The following is a 22,811-nucleotide window of genomic DNA, read 5'->3' as shown; positions in this document are numbered from 1 at the left end:
AGCCCAGCCATTTTCGTGAGCCATTAGCTCAGCAGGTAGAGCACCTGACTTTTAATCAGGGTGTCACAGGTTCGAATCCTGTATGGCTCACCATTATTATTCCTTTTTTTGCGGGTGTGGCGGAATTGGCAGACGCACTAGACTTAGGATCTAGCGCCTTTGGCGTGGGGGTTCGACTCCCTTCACCCGCACCATTGAGTATAAGTGTTATATGCTTACTAATATATAAGCGGACGTGGCTCAGTGGTAGAGTATCGCCTTGCCAAGGCGAGGGTCGCGGGTTCGAATCCCGTCGTCCGCTCCATATTTACAATGCGTCCTTAGCTCAGCTGGATAGAGTGTCTGACTACGAATCAGAAGGTCGGGAGTTCGAATCTCTCAGGACGCGCCATTTTTCTTCGGGGTGTGGCTCAGCTTGGTAGAGCACCTGGTTTGGGACCAGGGGGTCGCAGGTTCAAATCCTGTCACCCCGACCACCAAATGAATATAAAAGTTAGTAAGCGGGTGTAGTTCAATGGTAGAACTCCAGCCTTCCAAGCTGGCGGCGTGGGTTCGATTCCCATCACCCGCTCCATTATTTTCTAAGTACATTGTAGAGCAAGATTCTGCTCAAATTTTCTGTTCGAAAAAAATTATTGTACTTAATATTAGTCGATTTATTTTGGAAATAGCGACGTCAAATTTATTATATACAATTGAATTCTAGTCTCTATGGGACTATAGGGGAAGCGGAAGCTCTCCCTTTTTTTATGCGCTTGACATTCGTTTGGAAAGAATGATGAGTTTCTTTTTACTTTTCGAACAGTTGTCTGAAACAAAGGTGAACCGCTAAAATGTAAATATACTGTATAGTCGAAATATTCGATAATAGAGGTGGAAAGATGCATAAAGATATTACAATTATTGGGGTGCCACTCGATTTAGGTGCTGGGCGTAGAGGCGTAGATATGGGGCCAAGCGCCATTCGTTATGCAAATGTAAAGGAACGACTTGAGAATGCAGGATATCATGTAAAAGATTTAGGGAATCTATATGTTCCTACTCCTGAAACATATACCATTGAGAATCCAAAGTTAAAATATTTAAAAGAAGTAAAGAAAGTGAATGAAGAATTGGCAAATCAAGTGAAAAGGATTATAGAAGAAGGACGATTTCCACTTGTTTTAGGGGGAGATCATAGTATTGCGATTGGAACAATTGCAGGAGTATCGAGCCATTATCCCAATATGGGAGTAATTTGGTTTGATGCACATGGAGATATCAATACTCCTGAGACTTCGCCTACAGGCAATATTCATGGAATGCCACTTGCAGTAAGTTTGGGGAAGGGCCATATTGATTTAGTAAATATCTTAAATTTTTCCCCAAAGATTAAGCCAGAGAATATTGTAATCATTGGTGCAAGAGACTTAGATAAAGGCGAAAGAGAATTTATCAAGACAAATGGGATTCGAGTATATACAATGCATGAAATTGACCGCATAGGAATGGCAAAAGTAATGGAAGAAACAATTCATTATTTAAAAGATAAGACTGATGGTGTTCATTTAAGCTTTGATTTAGATTGTTTGGACCCCAATGACGCTCCTGGAGTCGGAACACCCGTTACTGGAGGGGTAACTTATCGTGAAGGTCACTTGGCAATGGAGATGATTGCGGAAGCTAACTTCCTTATTTCTGCGGAATTTGTAGAAGTAAATCCAATTTTAGATGTGCGCAATCGAACCGCAGAAATAGCTGTTGGCTTAATGGCATCTGCTTTTGGCGAAAAATTATTGTAGTAGTTCTTCTATGAAAATTTTTCTTAAATTGCAATTTTTAAATCGTAGTGCTAAGATAAGCTTGAAAGTTAGGATAAAAATGAAAATGGAAAATGGGGAGCTTGAGAGGTCTTGCTGAGAGGGTATTCCGTTATGACAATACCGACCCAAAAAACCTGATCTGGGTAATGCTAGCGGAGGGATTTTTACTTTTATTTGTTCATAGCTGGCCGTGAGTGGTTAGCTTTTTTGTTTATTAAATAACACTATTTGAAAGGATAGATAATAAATGCCAGTAATTAATCTTAGTTTTCAAGTCATTCCGAAAGTTCCCGATGCAGATACTTATCGGATCATAGATTTAGCGATTGATGTCGTTAAAAGATCAGGTGTGAAGTATGAAGTAGGTCCTATGGAAACTACCATGGAAGGAGAGTTGGATCAATTATTAGAGATTGTAAAAGAAGCACAACAAGTATGTGTAGATGCTGGAGCTGAACGCGTGATGACCATCATTAAGATTGACTATCATCCAAAAGGAGTCACGATGGAAGAGAAGATTGGAAAATATCGGAGCTGATTGAATGAAGAAGATCAAAAATCATTATCCAGCCCTTCTTATGATTGTTTTTGGTCTTTTACTATGGGAATTTTTTGTGAGATTATCTCAAGTTGATATTTGGATCTTGCCTGCACCAACCGATATTATTCAAGCAATGGTCAAGCAATACCCTATCTTGCTTGACCATACACTAATTACTTTATATGAGGCACTAGTTGGATTCTTGCTTGCTGTCATTGTCGCTTTATTTTTGGCTCTATTAATCGATAGCTTTTCGTTCTTTAAACGGGGATTTTATCCGATCTTAGTTGCTTCGCAAACGATACCGATTATTGCCATTGCACCTTTATTATTGATTTGGTTCGGATATGGTCTATTGCCCAAAATTGTGGTTGTTGCCTTAGTATGCTTTTTTCCAATTGTCTTAAATACGATCGATGGATTGAACCAAGCTGATTCAGGTCTTATCTCGTTATTGCACACGATGAATGCAACAAAATGGCAAATTTACAAAAAGGTACGATTTCCATCGGCATTACCTTCATTATTTTCAGGACTAAGAATTGCTGCCACTTACAGTATTATGGGCGCAGTCATTGGTGAATGGCTGGGTGCAAATAAAGGCTTAGGAATTTATATGAAGAACTCCTCTCATTCTTTTTTAACTGCGCAAGTATTTGCAGCGATTTTAATTATTGTATTAACAAGTATTTTGTTTTTTAGCTTCCTATTATTACTTGAACAAAAATTGATACCTTGGGCAAAATTAAATCAAGAAGATTAGGAGTGAAATAAGTTGAAAAAGAAGTTCATGATGAATCTAACGATTATTCTTGCGTTCATGTTTCTAATGATCGGTTGTTCTACGAATAACAAACAAGCAGAACCACCAAAAGAAAAAGCAAAACCAATGAATATTCAGGTCATGCTCGACTGGGTACCCAACACAAATCATACCGGATTATATGTAGCAAAAGAAAAGGAATGGTATCAAGAACAGGGTTTAAATGTGGAAATCGTTCAACCGTCTGACGGTGGTGGTGCAGCGCAAATGGTTGCTGCGGGTAAGGCGCAATTTGGAATCAGTGCCCAAGAAGAAGTAACGAATGCTCGTGCCCAGCAAATCCCGATTGTTTCCATTGCAGCAATCATTCAACATAATACTTCTGGTTTTGCATCTCCGAAAGAGAAAAATATTACAACACCGAAGGATTTTGAAGGAAAGAATTATGGCGGTTGGGGAGCTGAATCGGAAAAGGCTGTTATCCAATCTGTAATGGAAAAATATAATGCTGACTTTAATAAAGTAAAATTTTTGACTGTTGGAGATGCAGATTTCTTTACGATTACCAAACGTGATGTTGACTTTGAATGGATTTATTATGGATGGACGGGAATCGACGCTGAATTAAGGAAGTTCCCAATTAATTATATTGAACTTCGGCAAATCGCTCCAGAATTAGACTACTATACACCAGTTATCATTACCAATGAGACCTATATCAAGGAACATCCGGATATCATTAAAAAGTTCATGGAAGCGACAAGCAAAGGATATGAATTTGCCATTTCAAATCCAGAAGAGGCTGCAAATATTTTGTTAAAAGAAGTTCCAGGAATGAATGCAGAATTAGTTAAAGCTAGTCAAAAATGGTTGAGTAAAAAATATCAAGAAGATGCCCCGCAGTGGGGAATTCAAAAACCAGAAGTTTGGAGTAATTATGCCAAATGGATGGCCGATCATAAACTCATACCTTCAATGATTGATGTGAATAAAGCTTTTACAAACGACTTTTTACCGAAAAAATAAGGATGTAGGAAGATGACTACCTTTAAATTGGAACTACAACATGTATATAAAGAATATCCATTACAAAATGGAAGTTTTAAAACATTAGAAGATATTTCGATGCAAATTGAAAAAGGTGAATTTGTCTCAATTATTGGCCCTAGTGGGAGTGGAAAAAGCACTTTGTTCAATCTAATCAGTGGTTTAGACTCTCCCACAAAGGGAGATATTTTACTTGATGGTCAATCGATTAAGAATAAAAAAGGCTTTGTCAGTTATATGCCGCAAAAGGACCATCTACTACCATGGAGAACAGTATTGGATAATGTAATTTTGGGAATGGAGATTAAAGGAATTCCCAAAGAAACGGCAAGAAAAAAAGCCTTAGAACATCTTGATGTTTTTGGGCTAGCTTCATTTGCCAACGAGTATCCTTCTGCATTATCTGGCGGAATGAGGCAAAGAGCGGCTCTTCTTCGTACAATCTTGTTAGATAACAATGTATTATTATTAGATGAACCGTTTGGTGCCTTAGATGAAATTACAAGAATGAAAATGCAACATTGGCTATTAGAAATTTGGGAGAAATATCACCACACCATACTTTTTGTGACTCATAGTATTGATGAAGCGGTTTATCTTTCTGACCGCGTCTATGTTTTTTCTCACCGTCCAGCCCGAGTGAAGGAAATCGTCGAGATTGATTTACCTCGACCAAGAGATCCTAGCATTATTACAGGAGAGAATTTCTCCCGATTAAAAGAAAGACTTTTAACTTTACTTGCAAAAGAATAATTTAGATTTCACTTCTAATCTTCCCCTTTATTTCATATATATGAGATTGGTAAATTTTTCTTCACCAAATTGTAACACTATTTTTCTATTACTTAGTTTATAATGATTTAGAAATAATTGTATATTTTATTTCATCTGAGAAGTTGAGAAGTTCAATTTGGAGAGAGGAAACCAATACCGCAAAGAAATCAAATTGTGAATGATTAGGAGGAGAAATCGTTGAGAAAACTTTCTTTACTTTTTCTTAGTTTGATTTTATTTATAGGGATTTTCTTTGCAGGTTGTGGCAAAGAGAAGGAACCAAAGCAAATTCTTTTAGATTCGATTAAGAAAAATGCAGAGATCAAAAGTTCATCTTTTGATGTTAAAATAGACCTTACACTTGATACAAGTAAATTAAAAGGAACAAACCAAGAGTTAGCTCCATTACAAATCTTAAACGAAGTCCACATGTCGATCAATGGTAAGCAGACGGTAGAGCCGATGCAGTATGAAGGGAATTTACATGTACAAGGGATGAATCTAATATTCGACTTTCCGATGATTTTAAAGGAAAATACATTTTATATGAAATTGCCAGCGATGATTCAATCCCAAATTGGTGATCCAAAAAAACAGTACGTTTCATTAGATATGACTGAATTCGAAAAAACAAATGATCCCCAAAAAACGGCTGAAGATAATGAAAAATTGGCAAAAGTTATATTGAATAGTTTAGATGGAAACGCATTTATTAAAGAAGATAGTAAAAAGTATTCACTAACGGACGGAAAAGTAGAAAATGCAATAACTATTGCAATTACAAAGGAAAACTTAAAACCATTTTTACAAAAATTCATGGCAGAAGGGTTACCCGTACTTTTAGAACAGTACGAAAAATATGCAATAACGGATGAGAATAAAAAAGAATTACAAAAATTGAAAGATGAACTAAATAAAAATAAAGCGCAGATTGATAAAACCATTAAGGAAATCGATAAGTATCTCAATTTAAATACCTTTAAAACTACCAGTGTCATTGATAAAGATGGTTTTGAGAGAAAAATGTTAAGTACTTTTGATGCGCTTGTGAATTTAGATCAAGAAGGATCAATTGGGATAAAACTCAATGTAGAAGTGAATCAGAACGATATTAATAAAGAACAAAAATTTGAAATGCAAATACCATCCAAAGAACAAACGATTGATCTGAATGAATTAGAAAACGAGAATATGACACTTAATTAATGGCTGGGTACCGAAACCGGTACTTTTTTTTTACGTTTTAAGTATAGAGAAGAAGGATGAAAAAGGTGAATGAGCGAATAAGTTTAAAACAAATACTAGTGATAACCAGTTAATGGAGGAAAAAGATGATGGACTACATCTTTAATATGTTAGACGACATCGTGGATATTTTATTAGTTAGTTATGTGATCTATAAATTACTGATGCTTGTAAGAGGCACTCGCGCGATTCAATTATTGAAAGGAATTATGGTCATCGTCGTCGCTTGGTTAATTAGTACATATTTTGAACTTCGAACATTGCAATGGTTAATGTCACAAGCTTTTACTTATGGTGTATTGGCCATCATCATCATCTTCCAACCAGAACTTAGACGTGCACTAGAACAATTAGGAAGGGGCCGTTTTTTTTCACGATCTATACATTACGAAGAAGAGGTTGTAACGAAGATGGTTCACGAAATTGTTGAAGCTTTTCGTTATTTAGCAAAAAGGAGGATCGGTGCCCTAATTGTCATTGAACGGGAAACAGGATTAAATGATTATATTGAGACAGGAATTGATTTACATGCGTTAGTTTCCTCCCAACTGATTATTAATATTTTTATTCCCAATACACCTTTGCATGATGGAGCTGTTATTATCCGAAATGGACAAATCATGGCTGCTGCATGCTATCTTCCCCTTTCAGAAAATCCTTTTATCAGCAAGGAATTAGGGACACGTCATCGGGCTGCGATTGGCTGTAGTGAGGTCTCAGATGCCATTTCCCTTGTCGTTTCGGAAGAGACGGGTCATCTTTCTATTGCAATCAATGGCCAAATCGAAAGAGGATTGACGCCTGAACGATTAGAGAAAAAACTTTTCGAAGAATTACGGCCAGTAGCTAAAACAATGAGTTTATTTCGCCAGAAAGGGGATCTAGATGGATAATTGGTTAAAGAATAATAATGTACTCAAAGCACTATCGCTTATAATAGCGATTATGCTCTGGCTAGTCGTTAACATGGAGCAAACAGCCAATCCAAGTCTAACCCCGATCGATCAAAGGGAGAATGCATATATATATGAAGCGAATGTAATTCCGAAATATAACGAAGAACAGTATGTAGTTGATGTTCTAACAAAAAGAGTAACGGTTACCTTAAAAAGTAATACTAGGACAATTGGGGAGATTCAGGATGGCAAAATGATTGATAAAGGTCAATTTTTTGTTGACCTAACTTCCTATAAAAAAGGAACCTTTGATGTTCCTATTCAATATACCGGTTTTCCAAGAGGAATTGATATTGACATTCAGCCTCGTACCTTAAAAGTGAAAATTGAGGAAAAACATCGGATCGAGATGCCGATTCTCGTTGATCAACTGGGAAAAGCAGCAGAAGGATTTCAAACTGGTGATGCGATTGTGACCCCAAGTAAAGTTCACATTTCTGGTACCAAAGAAGAAGTAGAATCCGTCGCTTTTGTGAAAGCGTTCATTAATGTAGAAAATGCAAACAAAATGATTACTGAGCAAGTTCCGCTTCATGCATTAGATAAAAAGGGGAACCCTGTGAAAGTTGAAATCACCCCGCAAACGGCAGAAGTCAAAATACCAGTAACCAGTCCATACCAAATGGTACCTTTAACTTATAAAATTATTGATCAACCAAAAGCTGGACTAGCGATTCAATCGATCGATCTAAAAACCAAAGATGTGACTTTATATGGTCCAGAAGAGATTGTGAGTAAATATGAAGTTTACCAAGGACCGAATGTTTCTGTTGCCAATTTACCAATAGGCAAAAATTCAATTCAGCTGAAGATTCCTGTCGCATCAGGATTATATAAAACCGAACCTGATCAAATTCAGCTTGAAATCACAATTGTAAAATCAGAAAAGAAAGATTTTAAGAATATCGGCATTGATTTAAATGGATTAAGTAAAGGACTAAAAGGGATCATCATATCCCCTACCACCATTAATTTAACTCTAGAAGGGGCGCCTGATATATTAAGATCTACAAGGAACGATGATATCCAAGCTTTCGTTGATCTAACCAATCTACCTCCAGGAGAACATGAAGTAGAGCTTCAATATAATGTACCTTTATATACGAAAGTGATAAATACAAAAGAAAAAGTCAAAGTTCGAATTGTAAAGGAGTAAAGGAATGGCTATTCGCATATCAAACATCAAGTTACCTATTGATCACACTGAGAAAGATTTCATCCAAGCCATCGAAAAGAAATTACGTCTTCCTATTAAAAAAGTAAAAGCTTACGAAATAATAAAACGATCGATTGATGCGAGAAAAGATGTGCGTTTCGTTTACCAAATTGAAGCCACTTTAACAACAGATGAAAAAAAACTGGTCGAAAAGTTACATTCACAAGACGTTCAAATCGTAAAAGAGAAAAAGCAAAAAGAATTAATTCCAGGGGATGAAGAGCTTCTTTATCCCCCTATTGTGATTGGGGCAGGGCCTGCAGGTCTATTTGCCGCATTAGAACTAGCGAAATATGGCTATAAACCTTTAATCCTTGAACGAGGAAGAGATGTGGAACGAAGAAATAAAGATATCCTTCACTTTTGGCGCACAGGAGAGCTAAACATCCATTCGAATGTCCAATTTGGTGAAGGTGGAGCAGGTACCTTTTCCGATGGTAAATTAACGACAAGAATAAAAGATTCAAGAATCGACCAAGTTTTTCAGACTTTTGTAGAAGAAGGTGCCCCAAAAGAGATCCTTTATGTTCATAAACCACATATTGGTACTGATAATTTAAAAAAAATCGTTTATAATTTACGTCAGTGGCTAATAAAAATGGGCGCGACCATTAAATTTGATTCCCTCGTTACCAATTTGATCATTGAAGAGGGTAAAATCGTTGCAGTTGAAGTGAATTACAAATATCAAATTCCTGCACAAGTTGTTGTGATGGCGATTGGACATAGTGCCAGAGATACATATGAAATGCTTTACCAACAAGGAGTAACGATTCAAGGTAAACCATTAGCCATTGGGGCAAGGATTGAGCACCCGCAACAATTGATTAACGAGGCTCAATATGGTTCCTATGCCAATGCTCCACAATTAGGGGCAGCAGATTATACATTAGTAAAAAGTGCCGGAGAAAGTGAGGATGATCGAGCCTGTTATTCATTTTGTATGTGCCCAGGAGGAGTAGTTGTGGCCGCAGCTTCCGAAAAGGGAATGGTTGTCACCAATGGGATGAGCTATTATAGCCGAGCCTCAAGAGTGGCCAATAGTGCTTTAGTGGCTACCGTTTCCACTGATGATTTTAAGGGAGATGATCCTTTAGCAGGGGTGCGATTTCTACGAAAATATGAAAAAAAAGCGTATCAACTTGGTGGTGGCGGATATAAAGCTCCTGCACAAAAAGTTGGTGATTTTCTCGATGGCGTTCCTTCTAATGATTTGGATGATGTTCCCTTTCGGCCTACTTATCGCCCAGGCATCACACCAACTGATTTACATCTCACTCTTCCTGACTTTGTGAGTCAATCATTGGAACAAGCGATTTCCGTATTTGGGAAAAAACTGCGAGGATATGATACAAGAAATGCGGTGTTGACGGGAGTAGAAACCAGAACATCAGCTCCTGTACGAATTCCACGAAAAGAGGATTTTCAATCGGAGAATGTAATAGGTTTATATCCAGCAGGAGAAGGAGCAGGATACGCTGGAGGGATTGTTAGTGCCGCTGTTGATGGCATTCGTGTCGCTGAGCTTTTAATAGAAACATATAGACGACCGAGGAAGAATTTTGAGGAGGAAGATTTACAATGGGAAAATATTTCGGAACCGACGGAGTAAGAGGTGTAGCCAATCAAGAACTGACACCAGAACTTGCTTATCGTTTGGGGAGAATCGGAGCATATGTTTTAACCAAAGAAACGGCTAAACCAACAATCGTCATCGGTCGAGACACAAGGATTTCGGGTGAGATGTTAGAAAGTGCGATGATTGCTGGTATTCTTTCTATTGGTGCTAACGTGATCCGCTTAGGTATAATCTCTACCCCTGGTGTTGCCTATTTGACTCGTAAACTGAAAGCAGACGCGGGAGTAATGATCTCTGCTTCCCACAATCCCGTTGCGGATAATGGAATTAAATTCTTTGGGGCAGATGGGTTTAAACTCTCTGATGAAACAGAACTTCAGATTGAGTCTTATCTTGACCAAGAAGAGGACAATCTCCCTCGTCCTATTGGTGGAGAAGTTGGACGAGTAGAAGAGCGTTATGACGCGAAAAATCTATATATCGAATACCTAAAAACAACCATCTCCCACAATTTTGATGGTTTAAAGATTGTACTCGATACGGCTAATGGGGCTGCCTATGAAATTGCACCAAAATTGTTTAGAGAATTGGGTGCAGAAGTGATTGCCCTTTATCATCAACCGGATGGTACAAATATCAACGAAAATTGTGGCTCAACCCATCCAGAATCCTTAATGAAGGCCGTTATCGAGCAGAAGGCAGATCTAGGCCTTGCCTTTGATGGTGATGCCGATCGTTTAATTGCTGTGGATGAAAAAGGACGGATCATTGATGGGGATTATGTGATGTTCATTTGTGGACAAGCAATGAGCGAAAAAGGGCAATTACAAAAGAATACCATCGTTAGTACGGTGATGAGTAATATTGGCTTCTATAAAGCGACTGAAAAATATGGCTTAAAAAGTGTTCAAACCAAAGTGGGAGATCGCTATGTCATGGAAGAGATGCGAAAAGGGAGTTATAACCTCGGAGGAGAACAATCGGGTCATATCATCTTCCTTGACTACAATACAACCGGTGATGGAATCTTAACGGCAATCCAATTGGTAAATGTACTGAAAGAGAAAAAATCTTCTTTATCCCAACTAGCGAATCAGATGAAGAAATATCCACAAGTTCTAGAAAACCTTCGAGTGATTGATAAGTCAAAATTTGCGAATAATCCAGCCATTGAAAATGTGATTCGTGAGGTTGAAGAAAAATTAGGGGATGAAGGACGAGTTCTCGTTCGACCTTCTGGAACAGAACCCTTAATTCGCGTGATGGCAGAAGGACCAAATGAGGATCAACTAAGAGATTATGTGAGTCAAATAATTCAAGTAGTCAAAAACGAATTATCGTGATATGATATTGGGTGTTGTGTATGGGAAGCATTTTGGCTTCCCACACAATATTATATAATATAGAGTAATGCATTCATGATAGAAAGGAGGGTAGAGGGAAAACAGAATAAAAGCGCCTGAACTACGAGGTTTGTACCAAATGTAGCTTGTAGTTGACGAGGAAGAAGGTTATCGAATCATCGGCGGATGCCTTCCGGTAGACATGAATGCCGTTAAGATAAAGCCTAAAAAGATAGGGCAACCAATCTGACAAAAGCTTTATCATCATGAACTTCGATGTATGACAATGGTAGATACTTTGTAACACAGTGAGAGGACAATGGTATATCGGGGGCAAATCCCCTGATCATCAGAGATTTTGCCTCCGATAACAATAAGGAGGATTTTACATCAATGTGCGGAATAGTAGGTTATATTGGCCAGCGAGAAGCTCAACCAATTCTAATAAATGGGTTAAAGAAATTAGAATACCGCGGTTATGATTCAGCCGGTATTGCCGTTTATGAAAATGGGGAAATCCGTTTAGAAAAATCCGTTGGACGGTTAAGTAATTTAGAGAAAAAATTAGAAAAAAGCCCAATGAAAGGAAGCATAGGAATTGGTCATACACGATGGGCAACCCATGGTCGTCCATCGGATATGAATTCCCATCCTCATATGGATGAAAGACAACAATTTGCTGTTGTTCATAATGGAATTATTGAGAACTTCCTCGAGATCAAAGAGGAGTTACTCAAAAAAGGCGTTACTTTCAAATCGGAAACCGATACAGAAGTGATTGCACACTTACTAGCAGATCTTTATGATGGTGACTTAGTTTCTACTGTCCAAAAAGCGGTTGCTCGGATGGAAGGAGCTTATGCATTAGGGATTATTAATATCAATGAACCTGACAAGTTAGTAGCCGTTCGTTTAGCGAGCCCTCTTGTAGTAGGACTTGGAGAAAATGAAAACTTTATCGCCTCTGACATTCCAGCTTTGATCGAACATACTCGTGACGTTTATATCTTAAATGATGGTGAGATGGCCGTAATTACTGCTGATCGTGTTCAATTAATGTCAACCACTGGTGAATTGATTGAACGTACTCCATTCCATGTAGAATGGGATGTGGAAACTGCAGATAAAGGCGGTTATGACCACTACATGTTAAAAGAAATCCATGAGCAACCTCGTGCTTATCGAGAAACATTGAACAATCGAATCGACCATGAGAATCAGCGAGTGGATTTAAGCAAAGAAATTCACTTAAGTGAAGATGAGATTCGGGCAATTGAAAAAATCCATATAGTGGCTTGTGGTACTGCTTATCATGCTGGATTAGTAGGGAAATATGTGATTGAAAATCTGGTACGCATTCCTGTAGAAGTAGATGTTGCTAGTGAGTATCGTTATCGTAACCCAATCATCACACCAAACACCCTAGTAATGGTCATTAGCCAGTCAGGGGAGACGGCTGATACCTTAGCAGCCTTAAGAGAAGCTCAGAAGTTAGGAGCAAAAGTACTAGCGATTACCAATGTAAATGGTAGTTCCGTAGCTCGTGATGCAGACGAAGTACTTCTTACCCATGCTGGTCCTGAGATTGCGGTGGCTTCAACCAAGGCTTATACCGCCCAATTAATTACGATTTATCTATGGGGATTATATCTCGCACAAATCCGCGAAACGCAAAGTGAAGAGGTAATCAGACAATATATTCAAGCATTGAGTCAATTACCTACACAAGTGGAGAAACTATTAGAATTTGCCCCAACGATGAAACAATTTGCAGAGCGTTATGCTCACTATGAAGATTTATTCTTCATTGGCCGTAGTCTTGACTATGCCGTTTCCCTAGAAGGGTCACTTAAACTAAAAGAAATTTCTTACATTCACTCTGAAGCTTATCCAGCAGGGGAATTAAAACATGGGACATTAGCTTTAATCACGAATGATGTGCCTGTCATCGCCTTAGCAACACAAGAAGATGTATATGAAAAAATGGTAAGCAATATTAAAGAGGTAAATGCCCGCGAAGCTTATATCCTTGGGATTACCCTCGAAGGAAATGAAGAGGGGTTAAGCAAATCTGTAAACGAAGTGATCGCAATCCCTCGTACATTACCATTGCTAACACCAGCACTATCTGTTATTCCATTACAATTACTCGCTTACTATGCAGCTTTAGCCCGTGGAAACGACGTCGATAAGCCACGTAACCTCGCGAAGAGCGTGACGGTGGAGTAAAAATTTTTAAGTCTACTATAGTTGTTGTTCCGTTGTATAACCCAAAAAACTCGTGTCACGAATAAAAAACTCGTGTTTGAGATAATAAAGTCGTGTTAAAAGTCATGGTGAAAGTAGGGTATAAAACCTTATTAGATCCATGGCTTTTATTTTTAGATGGAAGGCTCAAGTGGTAGGGGATATGGTATTGACACGACTTTTTTATCAGAAATAGGGTGAAAATAGGAAAAAATAGGAAATGAGAATAAGGAAAACGGGAGGTTTTTGACATGACTTTTTATCTGGAAGGAATTAGGAGAATAGGTTTAGGGCGGGAAGGGACAAGGGGTAAAATAAAAAAAGTTATGTTAGAAATAATAAAGTCATGTCACATATATAATAAAGTTGTGTTGAACAGTTCAATACATAATAGTTAAAAAATTAAGAAATAGAAAAGTCCATTTATAAAGAGTAAAGAAGAAAAAGAACCTAAATTGCAATAATAAATGCAACAAAATATAAAATACCAAATCCAGTTAAGGATCTTCTTATTGACGTTGTTTCGTTTTTTCTTTGTGTTTCTTGTTACTTTTAAAGGCAGATCAATATTTGTCACAGGTAGTGCACCAAGATCGATGTAGTTATAGAGCGTTTTTGTGCATACAACGACCCCAAAGAGTTGATTTGCCTTAACAAAGCCGCAGACGGCATCAGGAGACCAATGTTCTTTTTGTATTTTCTCTACGGCAAAGCGAATAAAATCAGATGCTTGGACGAGTTTATATTTAGCCCCGCAATGGGAGCGGTTGGCTTCATAACGTGCTTGTCCTGTTTCCGGGAAATAAATGTGAAAAGTATTATTTAAACCAATACAATTCGTTTGAAGAACTTCGTCAAGCTATTGAAGAATACATACACTTCTATAATTATGAACGACTTCAGAAACGACTAAACGACCTCAGCCCTATGGAATATAGAGCCAAAGCCGCTTAGATGATTTTAATTATTTCTACTGTCTACTTTACAGGGGGCAGTTCATATTTTACGGAAACCTTGAAAGCGGTCACGGATAAGAAAAGCTATATGCATACATCCGCTTATCAAGGCGTGAAACATATAGATGGCATGTTTGCACTGGAGAAAGAACTAGCTGACAAATCCTACGTAGAACGTTATGAAGAACGCCTTCGTCATTTAAAACCGATGTTAGAGGCTTATTTCGCATGGATTGAAAAGGAACATGCTCATGCATTACCAAAATCTAGTTATGGTAAAGCTATAAACTACTCTTTCAATCAAAAAGATAAACTAATGAATATCCTGAAAGATGGAAGGCTTGAATTAAGCAATAATCGTGCAGAACGAGCGATCAAACCTTTTGTCATCGGAAGAAAAAACTGGCTGTTCACAAACACACCAGCAGGTGCAGAATCAAGTGCGATTGTGTATAGCATCATTGAAACAGCAAAGGAGAACAATCTTATTCCATTTGAATATTTAAAATATCTATTCGAAAAGTTACCAAATATGGATGTCACTAATTCTGAGGAACTCGATAAACTGCTTCCATGGTCCAATGAACTTCCTGGTAATTTAATTGTAAAATAACAGAAGATTGAACAACTAAAGCCACACCTACGGTGTGGTTATTTTTTTAATTACGTGTGGTTTATTTGACGCTTACTTTAATTAGGTTTGAATACATCTTCTTTACATTTTTATCAAAAGTTACCCACACATTCTTATTTTTAAAATTAATTGTTCGATCACGAAAAAGCAGTGATGACAACAGCAAAAGAACATGACAGAAATCAACATGAAGTCCTTGTCGATGACAAGGAAGCCATGTATGTGTTTGACCGCGGGTATGTTGACTATGAACGTTTTGATCGAATGACAGATGATGGTTACTTCTTTGTATCAAGGCTTCTTATGGTTATTTCTAAATTAGGCTTACTACCCATCGAATCTCCCTCTACTTTTATTGCAAGGGATGTCCTTATGATAATGCCTGTATTGAGTCATTCCATGCCATTTTAAAGAAAGAAGAAGTTAACCACGTTCAATATCTCGACTATGAATCAGCAAGACTCGCATTATTTAGATACATTGAAGGCTGGTATAACCGCAAACGAATACACGGAAGTATTAGTTATATGACACCACAAGAATTAGAAAATCAAATTAGGGGCATAGCATAATCCACTGCCCTACTATCGAAGCCACGGCTTTACATGGAGAGGCGGGCGTGGTAAGCTTGTTTGCCTGGCAAATGAATACCCATTTACCGCTTTGCAAGAACACCATGCCCGTAGAGGCTCCATGTCAAGCCTCCCTGGGTCAGCATAAAACCTTTGTAATAACATCTGTTCGCTTATTTTTTGTGTCTAAAATATTGACTTAGATCCAATTATATCATGGTGCTTAATAATGATGGAAAGTTAATTGAAGATTATACAATCCTTGGATTAAAGAATAGTCAAAAATAATTCGTTCAGTTGCTATGAAAAATGGACAGGTTATGTTAGATTCATTAATGAATGATAAAGGAGAAATTGTTTCTGGGCATACGATTGATAATTCAGGGGAAAAGAGTACTCTAACTTCTGAAGTTAAACCTATGTTATCATGGTCGTGTTTAAATTCTTGCTTAGCTAGCCAAGGAGTCGCTGCTTGGGCTATAACAGCATTAGGAATTTTATGTGCTGTAGCGTGTGTAGGTACCGCTGGATTTGGATGTTATGCATGTTTATTAAGAATTATCAAATGGCAGCTGAAACATATAAAATTTCCTACCAACAAGTTTATCAATGGGTAAAGAAATATGAAGATGGTGGAGAAGAAGCACTGAGAGATAGACGAGGAAGGAAAAAAGAAGAACAAGAGCTCACACCAGAAGAGAAGATGAGATTAGAAATAAAAAAGCTTGAACGAGAGAATGAACGGTTACGAGCAGAAAACGAATTCTTAAAAAAGTTAGAGGAACTCGAAAGGAGGCGGGATTAAGCCAGGTACGATTTCCCGATACATATATAGCTATTCAAGAGTTACATGAGGAAGAAGGCTTTTCTATTACTCTACTTGTGCAATCACTGGGATCGCACGGTCTTCTTACTACAAATGGATCCATCGCATACCTTCTGAGAGAGAACGTCAGAATGAGGGAATCATAAAAGAGATGAAAGTTTCTGGACTACAATCTGTCATTCGAAGAAAGAGAAAGCATTATCCTCGTTCGTCACCTCAGCATGTGACTGAAAATGTGTTAAACCGAGAATTTAAAGCAACAAAACCGAATGAAAAATGGGTCACCGATGTCACAGAACTCAAATATGGATCTTCTAAGAAAGCTTATTTAAGTGCGATTCTTGACTTATATGATGGTTCGATTGTTAGTTACATGCTGGGCCATTCGAACAATAATCAGTTGGTGTTTAAAACGCTAGATCAAGCCATTGCCTCGTTACAGGGAGAACAACCATTAATTCACAGTGTAGACAGCCCCCATACGAGTGTTTTATTTTCTTCTTTTCGGGAAAAGGTCTTCATTGCGTGAAAGACGTCTGATATTTGTTTGAGGATATAGTAGCGGAACTTTTCGTCTTTTTATAGGCCGGCATTAACGTCGAATGACGGTTGTACTGGTACAACTATCCACCCTATACACATCGCCCACGCTATCTATAATCCATCATATCCTCCAATGCCTCTTCAAAAAAACTCGCAAGCTGCTAGCATTCCTTCGATAAACGCCTGTTCCCGTTCGTCATCCGTTTCGATCATGGCATATTGCAGGCGATGATCGGCAACCATCGCTTGCAGCGAAAGCAATTTCACAAGAATCATGATTTATTATTCAGAACACGTAAAACACGATTAATAAACGCTTGGCCATCTTCAAGCTCAATATATCTTAAACTATTATCATGCAATAAACTTTCTACTTTTTTAAATGTTTCCCTATCCCCATTGTCTATTAGTTTTTGTAATTCAGCTAATTCAGCTCTTAATGCGTTAATCAAACTCTCTGGTTCTTCGTCTCTAAATTCTCTAATCTTGTCGTCAAATTCATGATCATCAACTGATTGATTATAGTACCCATCCACAAAGTATTTGAGCGTCTTAAATTGTCTCTCAATATCTATCATATTCATCACCACTTCGGATAAGATGTAACAATATAAAAACCATATGGAGAATTAGGATCTCTTTTTAATAATGTAAAGGTATTTCTTAAATCGCTATCAATTTTATTTGAACCCTTTTTAATACCTTTTCCTACAGGGTGCTTATAGTTATAATTTAAAGACAACGTTGTACTCTCTGAATTCAGCAACCAATTAGCAATTTCATCGGCTTTGGCTTTTATTGTTAGATCAATTACATTACTCGCCGTAGTTTTATTAGTATAAGTACTTACATCTCTTTTTTCTGTTTTCATACGATCAAATAATTCATTATCTTTTAAAGACACGTGTTTTAAAACTGTATGACCTTTATCTACTGATTCAGAGTAATCTAATAACATTCCTGCGTCAATATTCTTTATTTTATCTGAAATGAACTTAATTACAGCATCATCTATTTCGTGTGTTCCCGTTTTTACTGTCGACTTAATTACATCTATAGCTTTTCCAGCTTTTTTTAATTCCTTGAGGTCTCCGATAACCGGGATAAAAGAAAATAATGCTAACGCAACTTCTTTAGTACTAACATTAGGTTTGGATAAGGTATCAACTAGATTATATGCATCCTTAAACGTTCCAATAACCGGAAGGAAATCTGTAACTACATCTATGATCGATTTAGCTAATTGTTCTTTTCTTTTCTCCTCTGCCTTTCTTTGCAGTTCCTGTGCCTCTTTCGATATATCGATTATTACACCTTTATTCGTTTTAGACGAAATATACGATTTTAGGCTTCTATAAGTTTGTATTCCTGCTACACCATCAGCGGATATGCCAACCAATTTTTGAAATCCTTCCACTGCTTGTTCTGTCTCAGATCCATATAGACCATCCACTTTAATTTTATATCCTGCTAAATTTAACATCCTTTGCAAGTCTTTGACTGTTTCCCCTCGACTCCCTCTGCTAAGGGTTTGTCCTGTCCACTCATTCCTGTTATCGCTTGATACATTTGATTTAGGAACGGTTGTTTGTGTTCTGACATACTTTTGCAGAGCCTGATATGTCTGCTTTCCCGCAATTCCGTCAGCTGTGATTCCAACCTTCTTTTGAAACTCCTTCACAGCCTTTTCTGTATTTGCTCCATAAATTCCATCAATGGCCCCTGGATTGAATCCAGCTTTATAAAGCCAAGACTGCAAAGTTTTCACATAGTCGTTTCGGTCTCCTCTTCTCAGCGTTTGTCCACTCCATAAATAATTCGTATAGTTCGAGGGATAATAGATTCTACCAGCAACATCTACAACGTACATCATTTAACCTCCTCTTCCACACTCTCATTTACCAATTCCAACAATAACAAATTATTACAATAGGAGGTGTCGAATTTTGTCTGAAAATAAAAAAATCTCTATCCCAAGGTAGATACACATCTTCCATGCTGTCTTTTGAAAATGAAACAACCGATCGATGAGATATGGATAATCGGGTAGGAGGTTACTCATTATTTGAGTAACCGACCTCCCACACCACCGTGCGTACCGTTCGGTACACGGCGGTTCCTAAGTTTACGCAGTAACTTGTTGATAATAATCTGAAAAGTTTAATGGGAAACATCCCTTATTTATTTGTCGAGGATTGAATGACATCGATGAGAGGCCTATGTTTAGTCTCTACAAAGTCCTTCTTCAGGGAAGTAAGTTTATGAAAAGGAGAGAGCTGATATAAAGCCACGAGTGGTTTTATGTAGGGGTGGAGTTATATGATTTTTTTTTTGAGTATTGTCGCTTATCCTTATCTTTTTTTTTTGCTTATCGATTCTGAAAATATGGCTGTTCCTGATCGAGACATATAAAAATAATCCTGAAGGCATAGACGCTAAGTTAGTGGAAAGTCAAGTATTGAATTTATGATTATTTGAGAGAGGGGTAAAGAAATGAAAGATGATGGGGATAAGCAGTTAATGTATCAGCTATTTCAGGAATTAGTTGAGGAACAGAAAAAAATAGAACAAAAATATCCGAGTGACATACCTATTGAGGTGTGTAGACATGCAATAATATCGGGAATTTTGATCGAGAACAGCTCTGGTTTTAAGGTGAATGATTATATTCCACTTATGGTAACTGAGTATGAGAAGTTATACATATGGACACATACCAAGGACGAGTATTCTTCAATTGTTTCTGAGGTATCTACTGAAGTAAAAAAGTTAAATTATTGGAAAAACCTTGGCTACATTATTCGATTTGCATTAGCTTATCACTATTTTTTTGAACATATTATTAAGATTCATTGTAAAATTAAATGCAACAATAAATATATAGAAAACGCCATGGTAAATCCGTTATGGTTAAGTCGACGAAAACCATACATAACAGGAGGATTTACCAATGGCTTATTCTAATCATAACACAAAGAAACGTCATTTTACTTATACCTCCATATGGGTGAGGTCAAATTCAAGTGCTACGAAAAGAAAAAAAAAACTCCAAGAGATTACAGATCTTCTTGGTCGCCACAAATCTACGATTTCTCGAGAATTGAAGCGAGGAACTGTTATTCAGCGTCGTTCTGACTTATCTGAGTATAAGGCCTATTTTCTGGAAACAGGACAAGCACGTTATGAAGCCAACCGCTCCCATTGCGGGGCTAAATATAAACTCGTCCAAGCATCTGATTTTATTCGCTTTGCCGTAGAGAAAATACAAAAAGAACATTGGTCTCCTGATGCCGTTTGCGGCTTTGCTAAGGCAAATCAACTCTTTGGAGTCGTTGTATGCACAAAAACGCTCTATAACTACATCGATCTTGGTGCACTACCTGTGAAAAATATTGATCTGCCTTTAAAAGTAACAAGAAACACAAAGAAAAAACGAAACAACGTCAATAAGAAGATCCTTAACTGGATTTGGTATTTTATATTTTGTTGCATTTATTATTGCAATTTAGGATGAGTTAATATTCAATCAAACGCATACTCTTATTTGCCATTTGGTACATTGTTTAATTGCCAAAAACAATGATTGACGAGGAGATTGTACGAATCGCGGTGGAAGAAACGGGGACGTAACAAAAGGGGCATGAAAAAGTGGTTCTGAAATAGTGTGCTAATTTACATTAATACATCTCAATGTTCAACAAAAAAACCCCATCCCTGTCGTTCAAGGGGTTGGTGCATTGGATGGGGTGAATCCTAATGCAATATAACAACTTTTTGGAAAATCTCTTTTAATTTTCTTTCTCATTTTTTTTCTCATCAAAGATAATATTAGAACCTTTATTCGGATCAAAGGTTTGATACCATTGAACATCATTAAATATGTGTACAGGGAACATCTCTTTATCTAATATGATAAGATTATATCTTAGTTCCCCATTATTTATTTTGTTTATTAAATCTTTCGGTATGTCATTGCTCCATGAGGTTAAAAAGGTTACGCTGTATGAAAGCTGACCATTTGTAGGTAAAGGACCTTTAACTGGTTTAGAATTCTTTACATTGGTTAGAGTAGAAAATTCTTCAGGGTATTGGATTACAAAGTAATAATCCTTGTACTGTTTAAGAATTTCATATAATTTCTCTGAAAGAACATAGTTCATAACAAGTGTTAGCGAGTGATTTTTAGCTTCTATTTCAATTTTTTTTACCAAAAAATTTGGAGGAAGGAATTTCTTCTCCAGTGTTAAATTCTTGCCTGAAGAATTGGTAGAGTCATCTTTTTTACTATGTTCTTTATTTTTTTCTATTTGATTTGGCATTTCCTTTGAACTGTGATGATTACTTATTTGTTTACTATATTCATTGTTGTCACATGCAACTAGTAGAAGTACAACTAAAAAATAAGTTTTAAAAAGTTTCTTTATCATTCACTAGATCACCAACATTTTAATATTTTATTGTTTGATGCTGTCTGAATACCCTTCATATGTCCATTGACCACTAACATATTTGGAACTAACTATATTTCCTCTATACCAGTACCGTTCAACTCCTGATGCTTTAGCCCAACGACTTCCATATCGAAGTGTATAAGTAGAATATGCAGGTATTGTCCATGAAATAGTAGTAATTTTAGTTACGGATGCTCCCAAGCTAACTTCAGTAGATACACCTACTTGCTCAACCATTGCATTAAAAGTTGATGAAACTGAAACATTTGCACTGGAATAGGCTTGTCTACTGACCGAATATGATACTGTATCGGTAGTAGGCTTGTTATTTACATGAGTGTGTTGCCAATAAATTGTTAAACCTCTTGAATCCGTACTATGAATGTATTCATAACCTGAAAAGTCAATGGATTTCGGTCTGATTACTTCTGCACTAGCACCATTTGCAGTGTGTAGCCCTATCAAACCTGTTAAAATACCTGTACTAATAAACTTAATAATCTTTTTCTTTAATAACATATAAATCCTCCCTCTATAAAATTCCGAGAGTATATGATGTTAGTTCTACGGTATACCATTTCCATTATTCTCCTTTCCATCATTGTTACACATCATCATTCTGTTATCTATGATTAGTAATAATTAATTTATACCTATTGCAATAATAACAAATTATTACAATAGGAGGTGTCGAATTTTGTCTGAAAATAAAAAAATCTCTATCCCAAGGTAGATACACATCTTCCATGCTGTCTTTTGAAAATGAAACAACCGATCGATGAGATATGGATAATCGGGTAGGAGGTTACTCATTATTTGAGTAACCGACCTCCCACACCACCGTGCGTACCGTTCGGTACACGGCGGTTCCTAAGTTTACGCAGTAACTTGTCGATAATAATCTGAAAAGTATAGGAATCCAAATCCAAGAAATTTCACTTTTCCTACGTAGTCAACCACCGTTTTCTCCCTATTTACTTTAAGGAACAGTTTCTTTTCAATAAAAGGAAAGATGTTATTCAAGATACGCTCTGCGCTCCGTCTGCTTTTGCTAAAAATGAGCATATCATCTGCGTAACGGATGAAACTATGACCTCTTTTTTCGTGCGCCCAGCATGGGCGCAAACTAGTCGGTGAAAGTCCGATACGGGGGCTGGTAGTGCCAACCGTTAGCTTAAGACAAGGGTGTCCACCGTGAGGTGGAATCTGAAGGAAGTCGGCGGCAAAACTCTGGTCTGAGGTACACGAACTACATTTGAGGCTTATCCTTGTGGGTGAGTTTGCGTAACAAAACAAAGCCCAATAACTACCCGAAA

General features: G+C 37.3%; 21 protein-coding genes, 6 tRNA genes, 5 pseudogenes and 1 riboswitch. Of the genes and pseudogenes, 25 read left to right on the top strand and 7 right to left on the bottom strand.

The annotated features are described in order from the left end of the window. Window positions 1–17: 17 nt before the first annotated feature. The 17 genes from EDD72_RS11705 to glmS all read left to right on the top strand — a co-directional run bounded on the left by EDD72_RS11705 (window position 18) and on the right by glmS (window position 13,495). Window positions 18–93: transfer RNA gene (locus EDD72_RS11705), tRNA-Lys, on the top strand. A gap of 17 nt (window positions 94–110) precedes the next feature. Beyond that, window positions 111–194: transfer RNA gene (locus EDD72_RS11700), tRNA-Leu, on the top strand. Window positions 195–229: 35 nt separating this feature from the next. Further along, window positions 230–304: transfer RNA gene (locus EDD72_RS11695), tRNA-Gly, on the top strand. Window positions 305–314: 10 nt separating this feature from the next. Continuing rightward, window positions 315–391, top strand: a tRNA-Arg gene (locus tag EDD72_RS11690). Between the two features lie 8 nt (window positions 392–399). Next, a tRNA-Pro gene (locus EDD72_RS11685) sits at window positions 400–476 on the top strand. 24 nt (window positions 477–500) lie between these two features. Then, a tRNA-Gly gene (locus EDD72_RS11680) sits at window positions 501–574 on the top strand. A 307-nt stretch (window positions 575–881) separates the two neighbouring features. Further along, window positions 882–1,781, top strand: a complete 900-nt coding sequence (rocF, locus tag EDD72_RS11675; protein ID WP_132770538.1) for an arginase — start codon at window positions 882–884, stop codon at window positions 1,779–1,781. An 83-nt stretch (window positions 1,782–1,864) separates the two neighbouring features. Beyond that, window positions 1,865–1,980, top strand: a riboswitch (TPP riboswitch). Between the two features lie 69 nt (window positions 1,981–2,049). Beyond that, window positions 2,050–2,340 carry a thiamine-binding protein gene (locus EDD72_RS11670; RefSeq protein ID WP_132770536.1) on the top strand — a complete coding sequence of 97 codons (291 nt, stop codon included), beginning with the start codon at window positions 2,050–2,052 and terminating at the stop codon, window positions 2,338–2,340. A 4-nt stretch (window positions 2,341–2,344) separates the two neighbouring features. After that, complete coding sequence (locus EDD72_RS11665) at window positions 2,345–3,106, top strand: ABC transporter permease (protein ID WP_132770534.1); 762 nt, start codon at window positions 2,345–2,347, stop codon at window positions 3,104–3,106. 27 nt (window positions 3,107–3,133) lie between these two features. Beyond that, window positions 3,134–4,132: an ABC transporter substrate-binding protein gene (locus tag EDD72_RS11660; RefSeq protein WP_132770544.1), complete on the top strand. Its 999-nt coding sequence runs from the start codon at window positions 3,134–3,136 to the stop codon at window positions 4,130–4,132. 12 nt (window positions 4,133–4,144) lie between these two features. Continuing rightward, complete coding sequence (locus EDD72_RS11655) at window positions 4,145–4,906, top strand: ABC transporter ATP-binding protein (protein ID WP_132770532.1); 762 nt, start codon at window positions 4,145–4,147, stop codon at window positions 4,904–4,906. 219 nt (window positions 4,907–5,125) lie between these two features. Beyond that, window positions 5,126–6,133: a hypothetical protein gene (locus tag EDD72_RS11650; protein WP_132770530.1), complete on the top strand. Its 1,008-nt coding sequence runs from the start codon at window positions 5,126–5,128 to the stop codon at window positions 6,131–6,133. A gap of 125 nt (window positions 6,134–6,258) precedes the next feature. Continuing rightward, window positions 6,259–7,065, top strand: a complete 807-nt coding sequence (cdaA, locus tag EDD72_RS11645; protein ID WP_279388110.1) for a diadenylate cyclase CdaA — start codon at window positions 6,259–6,261, stop codon at window positions 7,063–7,065. Next, a complete protein-coding gene (locus EDD72_RS11640) occupies window positions 7,058–8,284 on the top strand; it encodes a CdaR family protein (protein ID WP_132770528.1) in 1,227 nt (408 codons plus the stop codon). The genes cdaA and EDD72_RS11640 overlap by 8 nt, the downstream gene beginning before the upstream one ends. 4 nt (window positions 8,285–8,288) lie before the next feature. Beyond that, window positions 8,289–9,956, top strand: a complete 1,668-nt coding sequence (locus EDD72_RS11635) for an NAD(P)/FAD-dependent oxidoreductase (RefSeq protein WP_132770526.1) — start codon at window positions 8,289–8,291, stop codon at window positions 9,954–9,956. Continuing rightward, complete coding sequence (glmM, locus tag EDD72_RS11630) at window positions 9,926–11,266, top strand: phosphoglucosamine mutase (protein ID WP_132770524.1); 1,341 nt, start codon at window positions 9,926–9,928, stop codon at window positions 11,264–11,266. Before EDD72_RS11635 ends, glmM begins: the two co-directional genes overlap by 31 nt. Before the next feature lie 393 nt (window positions 11,267–11,659). Continuing rightward, window positions 11,660–13,495, top strand: a complete 1,836-nt coding sequence (glmS, locus tag EDD72_RS11625) for a glutamine--fructose-6-phosphate transaminase (isomerizing) (RefSeq protein ID WP_132770522.1) — start codon at window positions 11,660–11,662, stop codon at window positions 13,493–13,495. 517 nt (window positions 13,496–14,012) lie between these two features. Here the strand turns inward: glmS and EDD72_RS13135 are convergent. After that, window positions 14,013–14,321: pseudogene (locus EDD72_RS13135) on the bottom strand (IS30 family transposase); the annotation flags it as partial. On the opposite strand from EDD72_RS13135, the gene EDD72_RS11615 reads away from it, so the two are divergent. From EDD72_RS11615 to EDD72_RS13130, 6 genes and pseudogenes are all read left to right on the top strand, one after another. After that, on the top strand, window positions 14,294–14,467 hold the full coding sequence (locus tag EDD72_RS11615) for an IS3 family transposase (RefSeq protein WP_132770520.1): 174 nt from the start codon (window positions 14,294–14,296) through the stop codon (window positions 14,465–14,467). The pseudogene EDD72_RS13135 and the gene EDD72_RS11615 sit on opposite strands and share 28 nt — an antisense overlap. After that, on the top strand, window positions 14,468–15,082 hold the full coding sequence (locus EDD72_RS11610) for an IS66 family transposase (protein ID WP_132770518.1): 615 nt from the start codon (window positions 14,468–14,470) through the stop codon (window positions 15,080–15,082). Between the two features lie 162 nt (window positions 15,083–15,244). After that, a pseudogene (locus tag EDD72_RS11605) lies at window positions 15,245–15,403 on the top strand (transposase); the annotation flags it as partial. Between the two features lie 59 nt (window positions 15,404–15,462). Then, a pseudogene (locus EDD72_RS11600) lies at window positions 15,463–15,675 on the top strand (integrase core domain-containing protein); the annotation flags it as partial. Between the two features lie 499 nt (window positions 15,676–16,174). Then, window positions 16,175–16,480, top strand: a complete 306-nt coding sequence (locus EDD72_RS12990) for a helix-turn-helix domain-containing protein (RefSeq protein WP_424565549.1) — start codon at window positions 16,175–16,177, stop codon at window positions 16,478–16,480. Next, window positions 16,441–16,967, top strand: a pseudogene (locus EDD72_RS13130) (DDE-type integrase/transposase/recombinase); the annotation flags it as partial. The gene EDD72_RS12990 and the pseudogene EDD72_RS13130, both read left to right, overlap by 40 nt. Window positions 16,968–17,185: 218 nt before the next feature. Here EDD72_RS13130 and EDD72_RS12985 read toward each other — a convergent pair. Genes EDD72_RS12985 through EDD72_RS11575 form a run of 3 tightly spaced genes read right to left on the bottom strand, consistent with a single transcriptional unit; the run spans window position 17,186 to window position 18,914 of the window. Beyond that, window positions 17,186–17,320, bottom strand: coding sequence for a hypothetical protein (locus tag EDD72_RS12985; RefSeq protein ID WP_279388109.1), 135 nt, complete (start codon window positions 17,318–17,320; stop codon window positions 17,186–17,188). Further along, entirely contained in the window at window positions 17,317–17,622 is a 306-nt protein-coding gene (locus tag EDD72_RS11580; RefSeq protein ID WP_165895080.1) for a contact-dependent growth inhibition system immunity protein, read from the bottom strand. Before EDD72_RS11580 ends, EDD72_RS12985 begins: the two co-directional genes overlap by 4 nt. A gap of 5 nt (window positions 17,623–17,627) precedes the next feature. Beyond that, the gene (locus tag EDD72_RS11575; RefSeq protein WP_165895079.1) at window positions 17,628–18,914 is read right to left on the bottom strand and encodes a peptidoglycan-binding protein; all 1,287 of its coding nucleotides are present in this window, start codon (window positions 18,912–18,914) and stop codon (window positions 17,628–17,630) included. Between the two features lie 623 nt (window positions 18,915–19,537). Here EDD72_RS11575 and EDD72_RS11570 point away from each other — a divergent pair. Next, window positions 19,538–20,008, top strand: a complete 471-nt coding sequence (locus tag EDD72_RS11570) for a hypothetical protein (protein ID WP_132770506.1) — start codon at window positions 19,538–19,540, stop codon at window positions 20,006–20,008. After that, window positions 19,995–20,504 (top strand): annotated as a pseudogene (locus EDD72_RS11565) (transposase); the annotation flags it as partial. The gene EDD72_RS11570 and the pseudogene EDD72_RS11565, both read left to right, overlap by 14 nt. A gap of 328 nt (window positions 20,505–20,832) precedes the next feature. On the opposite strand, the gene EDD72_RS11560 reads toward EDD72_RS11565, so the two are convergent. The 3 genes from EDD72_RS11560 to EDD72_RS12905 all read right to left on the bottom strand — a co-directional run bounded on the left by EDD72_RS11560 (window position 20,833) and on the right by EDD72_RS12905 (window position 22,620). Beyond that, entirely contained in the window at window positions 20,833–21,471 is a 639-nt protein-coding gene (locus tag EDD72_RS11560; protein WP_132770501.1) for a hypothetical protein, read from the bottom strand. Window positions 21,472–21,498: 27 nt separating this feature from the next. Then, window positions 21,499–22,014: a hypothetical protein gene (locus tag EDD72_RS11555; RefSeq protein ID WP_132770499.1), complete on the bottom strand. Its 516-nt coding sequence runs from the start codon at window positions 22,012–22,014 to the stop codon at window positions 21,499–21,501. A 357-nt stretch (window positions 22,015–22,371) separates the two neighbouring features. After that, window positions 22,372–22,620: a reverse transcriptase domain-containing protein gene (locus tag EDD72_RS12905; RefSeq protein ID WP_279388111.1), complete on the bottom strand. Its 249-nt coding sequence runs from the start codon at window positions 22,618–22,620 to the stop codon at window positions 22,372–22,374. Window positions 22,621–22,811: the final 191 nt, after the last annotated feature.

The sequence above is a fragment of the Tepidibacillus fermentans genome, assembly GCF_004342885.1.
Classification (GTDB): Bacteria; Bacillota; Bacilli; order Tepidibacillales; family Tepidibacillaceae; genus Tepidibacillus; species Tepidibacillus fermentans.
Note: the sequence above shows the minus strand (reverse complement) of the source record. Positions and strands in the feature narration are given on the sequence as shown.